Here is a 13,185-nt window from a genome sequence, read left to right on the forward strand (position 1 = left end):
CAATGACCAACCTGATCGAAATTCGTGACCTCAGCGTGGCCTTCAGTGGCCAGACCGTGGTGCGCAACCTGTGCCTGGACATCCGCCCCGGCGAATGCCTGGCGCTGGTGGGCGAATCGGGATCGGGCAAGTCGGTGACGGCCCACTCGATCCTGCAACTGCTGCCGCAAACCGATACCCGGACAACGGGCAGCATCCGCTATCGCGGCCAGGAACTGGTGGGGGCCGATGCCGGCAAGTTGCGACAACTGCGCGGCAATCGCATTGCGATGATCTTCCAGGAGCCGATGACGTCCCTGAACCCGCTGCACAGCATCGAAAAACAGATCGGCGAAACCTTGCTGGTGCACAAAGGCCTGGCGGGCAAAGCGGCGCAGGCGCGGATCCTTGAACTGCTGCACCTGGTGGGCATCCAGAAACCCGAGGAACGCCTCAAGGCCTATCCCCATCAATTGTCCGGTGGCCAGCGCCAGCGAGTGATGATTGCCATGGCCCTGGCGTGCGAGCCGGAACTGCTGATTGCCGACGAACCGACCACCGCGCTGGATGTGACGGTGCAGCGCAAGATCCTGCTGCTGCTCAAGTCCCTGCAACAGCGGCTGGGCATGTCACTGCTGCTGATCAGCCACGACCTGAACCTGGTGCGCAGCATCGCCCAGCGCGTGTGCGTGATGAAGGCCGGGGAAATCGTCGAGCAAGCGCCGTGCGAAACCCTGTTCACTGAACCGAAGCACCCTTACAGCTGTGTATTGCTGCACGCCGAACCCGAGGGTGAAGCCTTGCCCCGGGACGAGCGCGAAAACGTACTGGAGGTGAACGATCTGCAGGTACGGTTTCCCGTCAGTGGCGGCCTGTTCCAGCGCAAGACCTGGCTGCGTGCCGTCGATGGCATCAGCCTGAGCATTCAGCGCGGCAAGACCCTGGGCATTGTCGGTGAATCCGGTTCCGGCAAGTCCACACTTGGCCAGGCGATCCTGCGCTTGCTCGATTCCGAAGGCAGTATCCGCTTTCAGGGCCAGGCGCTGGATGGCCTGACGCAAAAACAGCTGAGGCCGTGGCGCAAGAAAATGCAGGTGGTGTTCCAGGACCCCTTTGGCAGCCTCAGCCCGCGAATGTCCGTGGCGCAGATCATCAGCGAAGGCCTGGAAGTACACAGCCAGTTGAGCACCGAAGAGTGCAACGCCGAAGTGATCCGCGCACTGAGCGAAGTCGGCCTCGACCCGCAAAGCCGCCATCGCTATCCCCACGAATTCTCCGGTGGCCAGCGCCAGCGCATCGCCATCGCCCGGGCGCTGGTGCTCAAGCCTGCGCTGATCCTGCTTGACGAACCGACCTCGGCGCTGGACCGCACGGTGCAGAAACAGGTGGTCGCCCTGCTCCGCCAGCTCCAGGAAAAGCACGGTCTGACCTACCTGTTCATCAGCCACGACCTGGCGGTGGTGCGCGCCCTGGCCCACGACATGATCGTGATCAAGGACGGCAAGGTGGTGGAACGCGGCGCCAGCCATGAGGTGTTTGACTCACCGCAGCATCCGTACACCAAGGAGCTGTTGGCGGCGGCATTGTTGGGGCAGGCATAATCCGTTGCATGAAGTTGGACCGAGGCGCGGCCTTCGCGAGCAAGCCCGCTCCCACATGGGATTTGTGAACGACACAGATCAACTGTGGGAGCGGGCTTGCTCGCGAAGAGGCCGGCACAGGCAAAACATAATCAGGATCAGCCCCCATGAACACCACCGAAAGCCTCAAGGACTACCAGCGCGTTCGCCTGCTGGCGATCCGTTCATTGTTCGAAATCATCGAGCAATCGAGCGAGGGCACGGTGATTGTCGACCGCGATGCCAACATCGTCTGGATGAATGAGCGCTATGCCCGGCGCTTCGGCCTGCAATCGGCGCAAGTGGCGATCGGCAAGCCCTGCGAAAGCGTGATCCCCGGCAGCCTGTTGCGTGAAGTGGTGCGCACCGGCCGGCCGATTCTGCTGGATATGCAAGACACCCCAAAAGAGCCGCTGGTGGTCATGCGCCTGCCGATTCACGATGACGCCGGCGTGGTCATCGGCGCCATCGGTTTCGCCCTGTTCGACGAACTGCGCAGCCTGTCGCCGATGCTCAAGCGCTACATGAGCATGCAGGAAGAACTGGCCTCCACCCGCTCGCTGCTGCGCGCGCGGCAGACCAAATACAACTTCGCCCATTTCATCGGCACCAGCGCCGCCAGCCTGGAAGTCAAACGCCGTGCCCGGCGCAGTGCGAGTACCGAATCGCCGGTACTGCTGCTCGGCGAAACCGGCACCGGCAAGGAGTTGTTGGCCCAGGCCATCCACAATGCCTCGCCCCGCGCGCACAAGGCGTTTGTCAGCATCAACAGTGCGGCGATTCCCGAATCACTGCTGGAGGCCGAATTCTTCGGCACCGCCCCCGGCGCGTTCACTGGTGCCGACCGCAAGGGGCGTGCCGGCAAATTGCAGATCGCCCAGGGCGGCACCTTGTTCCTCGACGAAATCGGCGACATGCCGCTGCCCCTGCAAAGCAAACTGCTGCGGGTGTTGCAGGAAAAGGAATTCGAACCGGTAGGGTCCAATGAAGTGATCCAGAGCGATGTGCGGGTGATCGCCGCGACCTCGACCGACCTGGAAGCGGCGATCAAACGCGGCGAGTTCCGCGCCGACCTGTACTACCGCCTCAACGTGCTGCCGATCCAGGTTCCGCCCCTGCGCGACCGCCTCGATGACGTGCCGGCGCTCAGTGAAGCGATTCTCGAGGAACTGCGCAGCCAGCATGAACTGCACCACGAAGCCCTGGAATTGCTGGGGCAACACGCCTGGCCGGGGAACATCCGCGAATTGCGCAATGTGCTGGAGCGGGCGGCGCTGCTCAGCGATGACTTGCGCCTGACAGCGGCGGACATCCGCGCGGCGATTGGTACGTTCACCCGGGTTGAGCGCGTGACGCCCTTGGCCCAGGAGCCCTTTGCCCATGAAACCTTCAGTGCGGCGCGGGAGCGATTTGACCGGCAACTGATCGAAACGACCCTTGCGCAATGCGGGGGCAAGGTCATTGAGGCAGCGGCGCGATTGGGGCTGGGGCGGTCGACGTTGTACAAGAAGATGGTGGCGTTGGGGATTGTAGAGTCTCAATAAAGAGACATACATCTCCTTTGTTAGACAGACCATCGCGAGCAAGCTCGCTCCCACACTGGAATGCGTTCACATAACAAATGTGGGAGCGAGCTTGCTCGCGATGAGGCCAGCATCATCAACGCGAGTCTCACAATAGAGACAAAAACATCTGACGCTTCAATAAAGACATGAATATATCCTTATATTTCAACGAGTTAATGATCTGGCACAAAACTCGCTATACGCCTCCCTACCCAGTTCCACCCTACAAAAATAACAACCCAGGAGACACACCATGAGTGTGATCATTGCCTTGGCAGCCCTCGCGCTGCTGATGCTGGCTGCCTACCGTGGCTACAGCGTTATCCTTTTTGCCCCGATTGCCGCCCTCGGCGCCGTCCTGCTCACCGACCCCTCTGCCGTCGCCCCCGCTTTCACCGGGGTGTTCATGGAAAAAATGGTCGGTTTCATCAAGCTGTATTTCCCGGTGTTCCTGCTCGGCGCGGTGTTCGGCAAGCTGATCGAACTGTCCGGCTTCTCGCGCTCCATCGTCGCCGCGGCGATTCGCTTGCTCGGCACCCGCCAGGCGATGCTGGTGATCGTGCTGGTCTGCGCCCTGCTCACCTATGGCGGCGTGTCGCTGTTCGTGGTGGTGTTCGCGGTCTACCCGTTTGCCGCTGAAATGTTCCGCCAGAGCAATATCCCCAAGCGCCTGATCCCGGCGACCATTGCCCTGGGCGCGTTCTCGTTCACCATGGACGCCCTGCCCGGCACGCCACAAATCCAGAACATCATCCCCAGTACCTTCTTCAACACCACTGCCTGGGCGGCGCCGTGGCTGGGCGTGATCGGCACGATCTTCGTGTTCTGTGCCGGCATGCTGTTCCTCCAGCGCCAGCGCAACAAGGCACAGCGCGCCGGTGAAGGTTACGGCTCCGACCTGCGCAACGAACCGGAAACCGCCGCCGACCTCAAGCTGCCCAACCCGTGGCTCGCGCTGTCGCCACTGTTGGCGGTAGGCATCATGAACCTGCTGTTCACCCATTGGATTCCGCAGGTGTATGGCAAGACCCACAGCCTCGCGCTGCCAGGCATGGCCGCGCCGGTGACCACGGAAATCGCCAAGCTCACGGCGATCTGGGCGGTACAGGCCGCCTTGCTGGTCGGCATCCTCATGGTGCTGGTGTTTGGCTACAAGGCGATCAGCCGCAAACTCGCCGAAGGCAGCAAAAGCGCGGTCAGCGGGGCGCTGCTGGCGGCGATGAATACCGCATCGGAATACGGTTTCGGCGCGGTGATCGCCTCCCTGCCAGGCTTTCTGGTGTTGGCCGACTGGCTCAAGAGCATTCCCAATCCACTGGTCAACGAAGCGATTACCGTGACCCTGCTGGCCGGCATCACCGGATCCGCCTCGGGTGGCATGAGCATTGCCCTGGCAGCCATGTCCGAGCAGTTCATCAGCGCCGCCCATGCGGCGAACATTCCGCTGGAAGTGCTGCACCGGGTCGCCGCGATGGCCAGCGGCGGCATGGACACCCTGCCGCATAACGGCGCAGTAATTACTCTGCTGGCGGTCACCGGGCTGACCCACCGCGAGGCTTACAAAGACATTTTCTGTATTACGCTGATCAAGACCCTGGCGGTTTTCGTGGTGATCGGCACTTTCTACGCCACTGGCATTGTGTGAGGTATTCATGACGACTCTTTCGGGCAAGACCGCACTGGTCACCGGCTCCACCAGCGGCATCGGCCTGGGGATCGCCCTCAGCCTGGCCAAGGCCGGGGCCAACCTGATCCTCAACGGTTTTGGCGATGCGTCCAAGGTTATTGCCGAGGTGGAACAGTTTGGCGGCAAGGTCGGCCATCACCCGGCCGATGTCAGCGATCCGGCACAGATTGCCGACATGATCGCCTACGCAGAGCGCGAATTCGGCGGCGTCGACATCCTGGTCAACAATGCCGGCATTCAACACGTGGCAGCGGTGGATGAGTTTCCGGTGGAACGCTGGGATTCGATCATCGCGATCAACCTGTCGTCGGTGTTCCACAGCACCCGCTTGAGCCTGCCGGGCATGCGCGCCAAGGGCTGGGGCCGGGTGATCAACATTGCCTCGGTGCATGGCCTGGTCGGTTCGGTGGGCAAGTCAGCCTATGTCGCCGCCAAGCACGGGGTGATCGGCTTGACCAAAGTCGTCGCGCTGGAAACCGCGACCACCCAGGTCACCTGCAATGCGATCTGCCCAGGCTGGGTACTGACACCGCTGGTACAGAAACAGATCGACGATCGCGCCGCCAGCGGCGTTGATCCACAGCAGGCGCAGCATGATCTGCTCGCTGAAAAGCAGCCATCGCTGGAGTTCGTGACACCGCCGCAACTAGGTGAACTGGTGCTGTTCTTGTGCAGCGACGCCGGCAGCCAGGTGCGTGGCGCGGCGTGGAATGTGGATGGTGGGTGGTTGGCGCAGTGATCATCTGCTAGACCGCGTTATCGTTCATCGCGAGCAGGCTCGCTCCCACATGGAAATGTGATCCCCTGTGGGAGCGAGCCTGCTCGCGAATGGATCTCAAGACATAAGAAGAGGCAAACCATGTCCGACATCCTCTGGCAACCCGACGTCAAACGCATCGGCAAGACCCGCATGGAGGCCTTCCGGCGCTTCATCAATCAGCGGCACCACCTCAAGATTGACGACTACCCGGCCCTGCACCAATGGTCCATCGAGCAACGCCCGGATTTCTGGCAGGCCATCGTCGATTTCTTCGACATCCGCTTCCACGAACAACCCGACGCCGTGCTGCTCGAAGGCCCGCAGATGCCCAGCGCCCAGTGGTTCCCGGGCGCCACGCTGAATTTTGCCGAACACCTGCTGCAGCGCCGCGATGATGCGATCGCCGTGGTCGCCGTTGGCGAAAACGGTCAGCGTGAACATTTGACCTGGGCCGAGTTGGCAGAGCATGTTGCCGGCTTTCAAAACGGCTTGATCGCCGCCGGCGTCGGTGTGGGTGACCGGGTCGCCGCGTGCATGCCCAACACCTGGCAAACCCTGGTGGCCATGCTCGCCACCACCAGCCTTGGCGCTGTCTGGTCCTGCTCTTCACCGGACTTCGGCACCCAAGGGGTGGTTGACCGTTTCGGCCAGATCGAACCGAAAGTGCTGGTGACCTGCGCCGGCTACCGCTATGCCGGCAAAGAGATCGACCAGACCGCCAAGATCAACGAGATCCTCCAGCGCCTGCCTTCGCTGCAACAGCTGATCGTCGTGCCTTACGCACGGCCACAGGCGCACATCGAACACTTCCGCACCCCGGCCAACGTGACGCTGTGGGACGATTTCTACGCTCCCGGCGGCGAACCGGATTTCGTCCCGGTGCCCTTCGCCCATCCGCTGTACATCCTTTACTCCAGCGGCACCACCGGCGTGCCCAAATGCATCATCCACAGCACCGGCGGCGTACTCCTGCAACACGTCAAGGAACACGGCCTGCACTGCGATCTCGGCCCCGGCGAGCGCCTGTTCTACTACACCACTTGCGGCTGGATGATGTGGAACTGGCTGGTCTCGGCCCTCGCAGTAGGCAGCGCGGTGGTGCTGTACGACGGCTCGCCGTTCCACCCCGACCCGCAACGCTTGGTCGACCTGATCGACGACGAGGGCATCAGTGTCTTCGGCACCAGCCCGAAATACCTCGCCACCCTGGAAAGCAGCGGCATCAAGCCCCGTGACAGTCATGACCTGGGCAGCCTGAAGACGTTGCTGTGCACCGGCTCGGCGCTGTCGCCGCAGAGTTACGACTTCGTCTATAGCGACTTCAAGGCTGACCTGTGCCTGGCCTCGATGTCCGGCGGCACCGACATCGTCTCGTGCTTCGTCAACGGCAACCCTGTGTCGCCGGTGCGGCGCGGCGAAATCATGGGCAAGAGCCTGGGCATGGCCGTCGAGGTATGGAACGACGCCGGCCAGCCGGTGATCGGCGAAAAAGGTGAGTTGGTCTGCACCCGGCACTTCCCGGCGATGCCCGTTGGCCTCTGGAACGATGCCGATGGCGAAAAGCTGCGCCAGTCCTATTTCAGCCTGTTCCCCGGCGTCTGGGCCCAGGGCGACTACGCCGAACAATTGCCCCATGGCGGGATGATGATCCACGGCCGCTCCGATGCCGTGCTCAACCCCGGCGGCGTGCGCATCGGCACGGCGGAGATCTACCGTCAGGTGGAAAAGATTCCGCAAGTGCTCGACAGCGTGGCTATAGGCCAGCAATGGCAGGATGACGTGCGGGTGGTGCTGTTCGTACGCTTGCGCGACGGGCTGGAGCTGGACGAGGTGCTACAGCAGCAGATCCGCCAGACGATTCGCGCCAACACCACGCCGCGCCATGTGCCGGCGAAGATTGTCGCGGTCACCGACATTCCGCGGACCATCAGCGGCAAGGTGGTTGAGCTGGCGGTGCGCAACGTGGTGCATGGGCAGAAAGTGAAAAACACCGATGCCCTGGCCAACCCCGAAGCGCTGGAGCAGTACCGCAACAGGCCCGAGCTCCAGTCTTGAAGCGCCACAAGAACCTGTGGGAGCGAGCTTGCTCGCGATAGCGGAGTGTCAGTTGACATCAATGCACATTGACCCGACGCCATCGCGAGCAAGCTCGCTCCCACAGGTCCTGCGTCGCTTAACCGCTCAAGCTCCTGAATCAACCTGCACCTGCCACCTGTGCAAGAATAGACGCCAGCTAAAGCGACTCAGGCGCAGGACTCCCGGATGAACGCAATACCCACCGCCAGCGATGCCCAGGCCCTGATCGCCCGGATCGACTGGGCAAGCAGCCCGCTGGGCGCTGCCAGCACCTGGCCACAGAGCCTGCGAACCGCCGTGGACATTGTCATTCACTCACCGATGCCGATGCTGCTGCTATGGGGTCCGCAACTGACACAGATCTACAACGACGGCTTCGCCCTGCTCGCCGGAAGCAAGCATCCGCAGGCTTTCGGGCAACCGACACACCTGATCTGGCCAGAGTTGAAAGACTTTACCGACCCGATCTACAGCGCCGTCCTGCAAGGTCAGGTACGAACCTACAGCGAGCAGCGCTTTACCCTGCAACGAGAGGGCCGGGAGTCCGACTTCTGGCTCGACCTGACCTACAGCCCGATCCGCGATGAAGGTGCCGAGGTGGCCGGGATCCTGGTCACCGCCATCGAAACCAACGAGCGCCGGCGCATCGCCCTCGAACTCGAACAACGCTCGGCGGCCAGCCTCAAGGCCCAGCGTGAAACCGAGGAGCGCCTGCAACTGGCCCTCGCCGCCACCGATGCGGTCGGCACCTGGGACTGGGACATCAGCGAGGACCGTTTCATCGCCGATGCGCATTTTGCCCAGCTCCACGGCGTCGATCCGGCCATGGCCAACCAATTGCCGATCAGCGAATACCTGCACGGCGTACACCCGCAAGACCGCGCCCTGATCGCCCGCAGCATCAAGCACTGCATCACCCACGGCACCGAGTACGCCGAGGAATATCGCCTGTTGCAAACCGACGGCCAGATGCGCTGGGTGTTTGCCCGCGGTCGCTGCTACAAGGACCATCACGGCCGGCCGATCCGGTTCCTCGGCGCCGCCCTGGACCTGACCGAGCGCAAACACACCGAACAGGCCCTGCGCCAGAGCCAGACCGAGCTGCAACTGATCATCAACGCCATGCCGATCCTGATCAGCTACGTCGACCGCGAAGAACGCTTTCGCCTCAACAACGCGGCGTACCTCGACTGGTACGGGCTGACACCGCAAGAGCTTTACGGGCGAACCATTCTTGAAGTGCTCGGCGAAGAAGCCTACGCGCTACGCGCCCCGTACATCACCGAGGCGCTGTCCGGCCGGCCCTGCTGTTTCAGCATCAGCACGCCGCACCGCGACGGCAGCCTGCGCCAGGCCTTGATGAATTACCTGCCACGCCACGGTGCAGACGGCGCGGTCAACGGTTTCTACATCTTCGTGATCGACGAAACCGAACGCAAAAACACCGAAGAAGCCCTGCGCAACCTGAACGAAACCCTTGAGGAACGGGTGGCCGCCCGCACCCGACAACTGGCCGAGGCCAACGAGCGCCTGCAAAACGAGATGTTCGAGCGTGAACGTGCCGAAGACGCCTTGCGCCATGCCCAGAAAATGGAAGCCGTCGGCCAGCTTACCGGCGGCATTGCCCATGACTTCAACAACATGCTCACCGGCATCATTGGCAGCCTCGACCTGATGCAGCGCTACATCGCCGAAGGCCGCGCCAGCGAGATCGGCCGGTTCACCGAAGCGGCAGTGTCCTCGGCCAACCGTGCCGCCGCCCTCACCCATCGCCTGCTGGCGTTCTCCCGGCGTCAGTCGCTCAATCGCAAGCCGCTGAACCCCAACGACCTGATTCGCTCGCTCGAAGACCTGTTGAGTCGTACCAAGGGCGACCACATCGAACTCAAACTGCAACTGGCGGAGAACATCTGGCGGGTCAACACCGATGTCAGCCAGCTGGAAAACGCCCTGCTCAACCTGGTGATCAACGCCCGGGACGCCATGCCCGGGGGCGGCGAGTTGCAGATCGAAACGGGCAACGTATACCTCGACGGCAGCGACATCACGACCCTGGAACCGGTCAAGGCCGGCGACTACGTGATGATTGCCGTCAGCGACAACGGCACCGGCATGACGCCCTCGGTGCTGGCCAAGGCCTTCGACCCCTTCTTCACCACCAAGCCCATCGGCCAGGGCACCGGCCTGGGCCTGTCGATGATCTACGGTTTTGCCCAGCAGTCGGGGGGCCACGTCAGCCTGTTCAGCCTGCCCGGACGGGGCACCAGCGTGCGGTTGTACCTGCCGCGCCTGCATTCGACCGAGCCGGAAAAAGTCCTGTCACCCCTGGTCGGCGAGGCGCCGGCGGCGATTGCCGGTGAAACGGTGATGCTGGTCGAGGACGATGCGGCGGTGCGCATGCTGGTACTGGACCTGCTCAAGGAACTCGGTTACCGCGCCCATGAAGCCGAAGATGCCAAGGACGCGCTGCCGGTGCTGGAGTCGGACCTGCGGGTGGACCTGCTGGTGACCGATGTGGGGTTGCCGGGCATGAACGGCCGACAACTGGCAGAAATCGCCCGCCAGCATCGTCCCGGACTGAAAGTGTTGTTCATGACCGGTTACGCGGAGATCGCGGCCGAGCGCCAGGGTTTCCTTGAAGAAGGCATGGACATGGTGACCAAGCCGTTCTCCATCGACCTGTTGGCCAACAAGATTCGCACGATGATCGGTCAACCGGACTGAGTTGAGGCATAATCGCGCGCCCCCGCTGCCACCCACATAGCCCGTATCGTTGCAAGGTAACCGCCCCATGAAAGCTCAAGCCCGCCATATCCTGGTGAAAACCTCGGAAGAAGCCGAACAGCTCAAACAACGCATCGCCAAGGGTGAAGCGTTCGATGTGCTGGCCAAGAAGTATTCGACCTGCCCGTCGGGCAAGCGCGGCGGCGACCTCGGTGAAGTGCGGCCGGGGCAGATGGTCGGCGTGATCGATGCGGTGATCTTCAAGAAACCGCTGCGGGTGGTGCATGGCCCGATCAAGAGCAAGTTCGGCTATCACCTGGTGCAGGTGTTTTACCGGGATTGATCACCGGCTCATTGCCAACTGATGACCTGTAGGAGCTGCCGCAGGCTGCGATCTTTTGATCTTAAAAAAAACAAGATCAAAAGATCGCAGCCTGCGGCAGCTCCTACAGGGGATTGTTCAGGTGCGGGGGATCAGTGCACCGGGCACCTGAATCACCTGGCTCGCCAACCGGTGCCCCGCTTGCGCCGCTTCGACCGGGCTGCCGCCCTTGAGCCGACTGGCCAGATACGCCGCACTGAACGAATCCCCCGCCGCCGTGGTGTCCACCACCCGCTCGACCTTCTGTGCCGGCACCTCGAATGACTCGCCATCACAACGAATCAGGCACGCTTGCGCGCCGCGCTTGAGCACCACTTCCGGCGTACCCATCTGCTCATATGCGGCAAACACCGCGTCATCATCGGCATAACCAAACAGCGCCTGTTCGTCATCCACCGTCAGCAACGCCAGGTCGACTTGCGGCAGCACGCTGCGATACGCCGCCCGGGCGTCCTCGACCGATGCCCAGAGCCGTGGCCGGTAGTTGTTGTCGAACACGATCCGCGCATCGCGCTGGCGGGCCTCGATCAGGGTTTCCAGGAGTTTTTCCCGACCTTGCACGCCGAGTACCGCCAGGGTGATGCCGCTGAAATACAGCACATCGTAATCCGGCAGCGCCGCGAGGATCGGTGCGGCGGCCGGGGTGGTGAAGCAGTCACGTACCGCTGCTTCATTGCGCCAGTACAGAAAGCGTCGCTCACCGGCGGCGTCAGTCTGGATGCAATACAAACCCGGCAGGCGTCCGGGCAGGCGCTGGACCATCTCAAGGCCGATGTTTTCCGCCGCCCAGCTCTGGCACATCGCGTCGCTGAAACTGTCATCGCCCAGGGCGGTGACGTAGTCCACAGAGCCGTCCTCTCCCAGTTCCCGGGACAGGTACACCGCCGTGTTCAAGGTGTCGCCGCCGAAGCTTTGTTGCAGGCTGCCGTCGGCGCGATGCTGCAACTCGATCATGCATTCGCCGATCAGGGCGATGCGCGGGGTGTTGGGGCCGAGGGTGTTGATGGTGTTCATGTTGTGGGATCTCAGATGTTTCGGTGTTGTCTGGCAGGGCCTCATCGCGAGCAAGCTCGCTCCCACAGGGATTTTGTGAATGCCAAAGATCCAGTGTGGGAGCGAGCTTGCTCGCGATGGCAGCACCTCGGTCCTGAACCTTAGAAACAGGTTTCCATGGTCTCGATGACATTCAGTTGTTCATCGACCAGACAGCCGACACGCCACTTGTCGAACGTCAGGCACGGGTGCGAAGTACCGAACGAAATGATGTCGCCCACCCGCAGATCAACCCCCGGCGCCACGGTCATGAACGCATGCTGGTCCATGACCGCGGTGACTTTGCAGGCACTCACGTCATCGCCGCTGGCCGGCACCACGCCCGCCTTGTAGCGTCGCAACGGCACCGGCAAACCGGCGTCGTAGGCGACGTCGCGCTTGCCCAGGGCAATCACCGCAAACCCCGGCTCCGGCAACGACTGCACGTGCGCCCACACTTCCAGCGCCGGACGCAGGCCTTCGTGCAGGTCACTGCGACGGTCGAGCACGCAGCACTGCGCTTCCTTGTAGATGCCATGGTCGTGCGCCACGTAACTGCCGGGACGCAGCACGCTGAGGAAGCGTCCAGCGGCGTTCTGTGCCTCGAAGGACTCGGCAATCAGGTCATACCAGGCCGAACCCGAGGCGGTGATGATCGGCTTGGCAATGGCAAAGGCGCCGCTGTCCTGCAACTGCACCGCCAGGCGCACCAGCGACGCGGCGAAATCGCGGATACCGGTCACGGCGTGATCGCCATGGATCACCCCTTCGTAGCCTTCGATCCCGGTCAGGGCCAGGGCCGGTTGCGCAGCGATGGCCTTGGCGAGGTCGAGCACTTCCTGTTCGCTGCGGCAACCGCAACGCCCGCCGACCACGCCGTATTCGATCATCACGTTCAGGCGCACGCCACGGGAGGCGAAGTAGGCGCCGAGGTCGGCGACGTTGTCCGGGTGATCGACCATGCAATAGAAGTCGAACGTCGGGTCGGCCAGCAGGTCGGCGATCAATGCCATGTTCGGCGTGCCGACCAACTGGTTGGCCATCAGGACACGGCGCACGCCATGGGCGTAGGCGGCGCGGGTTTGCGTGGCGCTGGCCAGGGTGATGCCCCAGGCACCGGCGTCCAGTTGGCGACGGAACAACGCCGGGGTCATGCTGGTCTTGCCATGGGGCGCCAGTTCCGCTCCGCTGTCGCTGACGAACGCCTGCATCCAGCGGATGTTGTGTTCCAGCGCCTCGCGGTGCAGTACCAGCGCAGGCAGGCTGACATCACGCACCAGGCTGGCACCGATGGGCGCCGCGCCTTTATCCACGTTGGCAGTATGGGGGGCAGAAGACATGGTCGAACTCCTCGTTCACGC

The 13,185-nt window shown here is 62.7% G+C and carries 9 protein-coding genes; 7 read left to right on the plus strand and 2 right to left on the minus strand.

Annotation, left to right across the window (positions count from 1 at the left end; translation table 11 throughout):
• Positions 1–2 precede the first annotated feature (2 nt).
• From KW838_RS01360 to KW838_RS01390, 7 genes are all read left to right on the plus strand, one after another.
• Positions 3–1,580, plus strand: a complete 1,578-nt coding sequence (locus KW838_RS01360) for an ABC transporter ATP-binding protein (RefSeq protein WP_218500098.1) — start codon at positions 3–5, stop codon at positions 1,578–1,580.
• 146 nt (positions 1,581–1,726) lie between these two features.
• Positions 1,727–3,142: a sigma-54-dependent Fis family transcriptional regulator gene (locus KW838_RS01365; RefSeq protein WP_218500099.1), complete on the plus strand. Its 1,416-nt coding sequence runs from the start codon at positions 1,727–1,729 to the stop codon at positions 3,140–3,142.
• Between the two features lie 274 nt (positions 3,143–3,416).
• Entirely contained in the window at positions 3,417–4,808 is a 1,392-nt protein-coding gene (locus KW838_RS01370) for a GntP family permease (RefSeq protein ID WP_102702089.1), read from the plus strand.
• Positions 4,809–4,815: 7 nt separating this feature from the next.
• Positions 4,816–5,589 (plus strand): 3-hydroxybutyrate dehydrogenase, encoded by a 774-nt coding sequence (locus KW838_RS01375; RefSeq protein ID WP_102702090.1) that lies wholly within the window; start codon positions 4,816–4,818, stop codon positions 5,587–5,589.
• 120 nt (positions 5,590–5,709) lie between these two features.
• Positions 5,710–7,665, plus strand: coding sequence for an acetoacetate--CoA ligase (locus tag KW838_RS01380; RefSeq protein ID WP_218500100.1), 1,956 nt, complete (start codon positions 5,710–5,712; stop codon positions 7,663–7,665).
• A gap of 207 nt (positions 7,666–7,872) precedes the next feature.
• The gene (locus KW838_RS01385) at positions 7,873–10,410 is read left to right on the plus strand and encodes a PAS domain-containing protein (RefSeq protein WP_218500101.1); all 2,538 of its coding nucleotides are present in this window, start codon (positions 7,873–7,875) and stop codon (positions 10,408–10,410) included.
• 67 nt (positions 10,411–10,477) lie between these two features.
• Positions 10,478–10,753 carry a peptidylprolyl isomerase gene (locus KW838_RS01390; protein WP_007898282.1) on the plus strand — a complete coding sequence of 92 codons (276 nt, stop codon included), beginning with the start codon at positions 10,478–10,480 and terminating at the stop codon, positions 10,751–10,753.
• Positions 10,754–10,870: 117 nt separating this feature from the next.
• On the opposite strand, the gene KW838_RS01395 is transcribed toward KW838_RS01390, so the two are convergent.
• On the minus strand, positions 10,871–11,806 hold the full coding sequence (locus KW838_RS01395) for a sugar kinase (protein ID WP_218500102.1): 936 nt from the start codon (positions 11,804–11,806) through the stop codon (positions 10,871–10,873).
• A gap of 140 nt (positions 11,807–11,946) precedes the next feature.
• The gene (locus tag KW838_RS01400; protein ID WP_104448353.1) at positions 11,947–13,164 is read right to left on the minus strand and encodes an amino acid deaminase; all 1,218 of its coding nucleotides are present in this window, start codon (positions 13,162–13,164) and stop codon (positions 11,947–11,949) included.
• Between the last annotated feature and the right edge of the window lie 21 nt (positions 13,165–13,185).

The organism is Pseudomonas sp. PDM27, from assembly GCF_019219205.1.
GTDB lineage: Bacteria > Pseudomonadota > Gammaproteobacteria > Pseudomonadales > Pseudomonadaceae > Aquipseudomonas > Aquipseudomonas laurylsulfatiphila.

What these genes read in the sequence shown, in the direction of transcription:
- KW838_RS01360 (WP_218500098.1), top strand. Translation starts at nt 3, where the DNA reads ATGACCAACCTGATCGAAATTCGTGACCTCAGCGTGGCCTTCAGTGGC.
- KW838_RS01365 (WP_218500099.1), top strand. Translation starts at nt 1,727, where the DNA reads ATGAACACCACCGAAAGCCTCAAGGACTACCAGCGCGTTCGCCTGCTG.
- KW838_RS01370 (WP_102702089.1), top strand. Translation starts at nt 3,417, where the DNA reads ATGAGTGTGATCATTGCCTTGGCAGCCCTCGCGCTGCTGATGCTGGCT.
- KW838_RS01375 (WP_102702090.1), top strand. Translation starts at nt 4,816, where the DNA reads ATGACGACTCTTTCGGGCAAGACCGCACTGGTCACCGGCTCCACCAGC.
- KW838_RS01380 (WP_218500100.1), top strand. Translation starts at nt 5,710, where the DNA reads ATGTCCGACATCCTCTGGCAACCCGACGTCAAACGCATCGGCAAGACC.
- KW838_RS01385 (WP_218500101.1), top strand. Translation starts at nt 7,873, where the DNA reads ATGAACGCAATACCCACCGCCAGCGATGCCCAGGCCCTGATCGCCCGG.
- KW838_RS01390 (WP_007898282.1), top strand. Translation starts at nt 10,478, where the DNA reads ATGAAAGCTCAAGCCCGCCATATCCTGGTGAAAACCTCGGAAGAAGCC.
- KW838_RS01395 (WP_218500102.1), bottom strand. Translation starts at nt 11,806, where the DNA reads ATGAACACCATCAACACCCTCGGCCCCAACACCCCGCGCATCGCCCTG.
- KW838_RS01400 (WP_104448353.1), bottom strand. Translation starts at nt 13,164, where the DNA reads ATGTCTTCTGCCCCCCATACTGCCAACGTGGATAAAGGCGCGGCGCCC.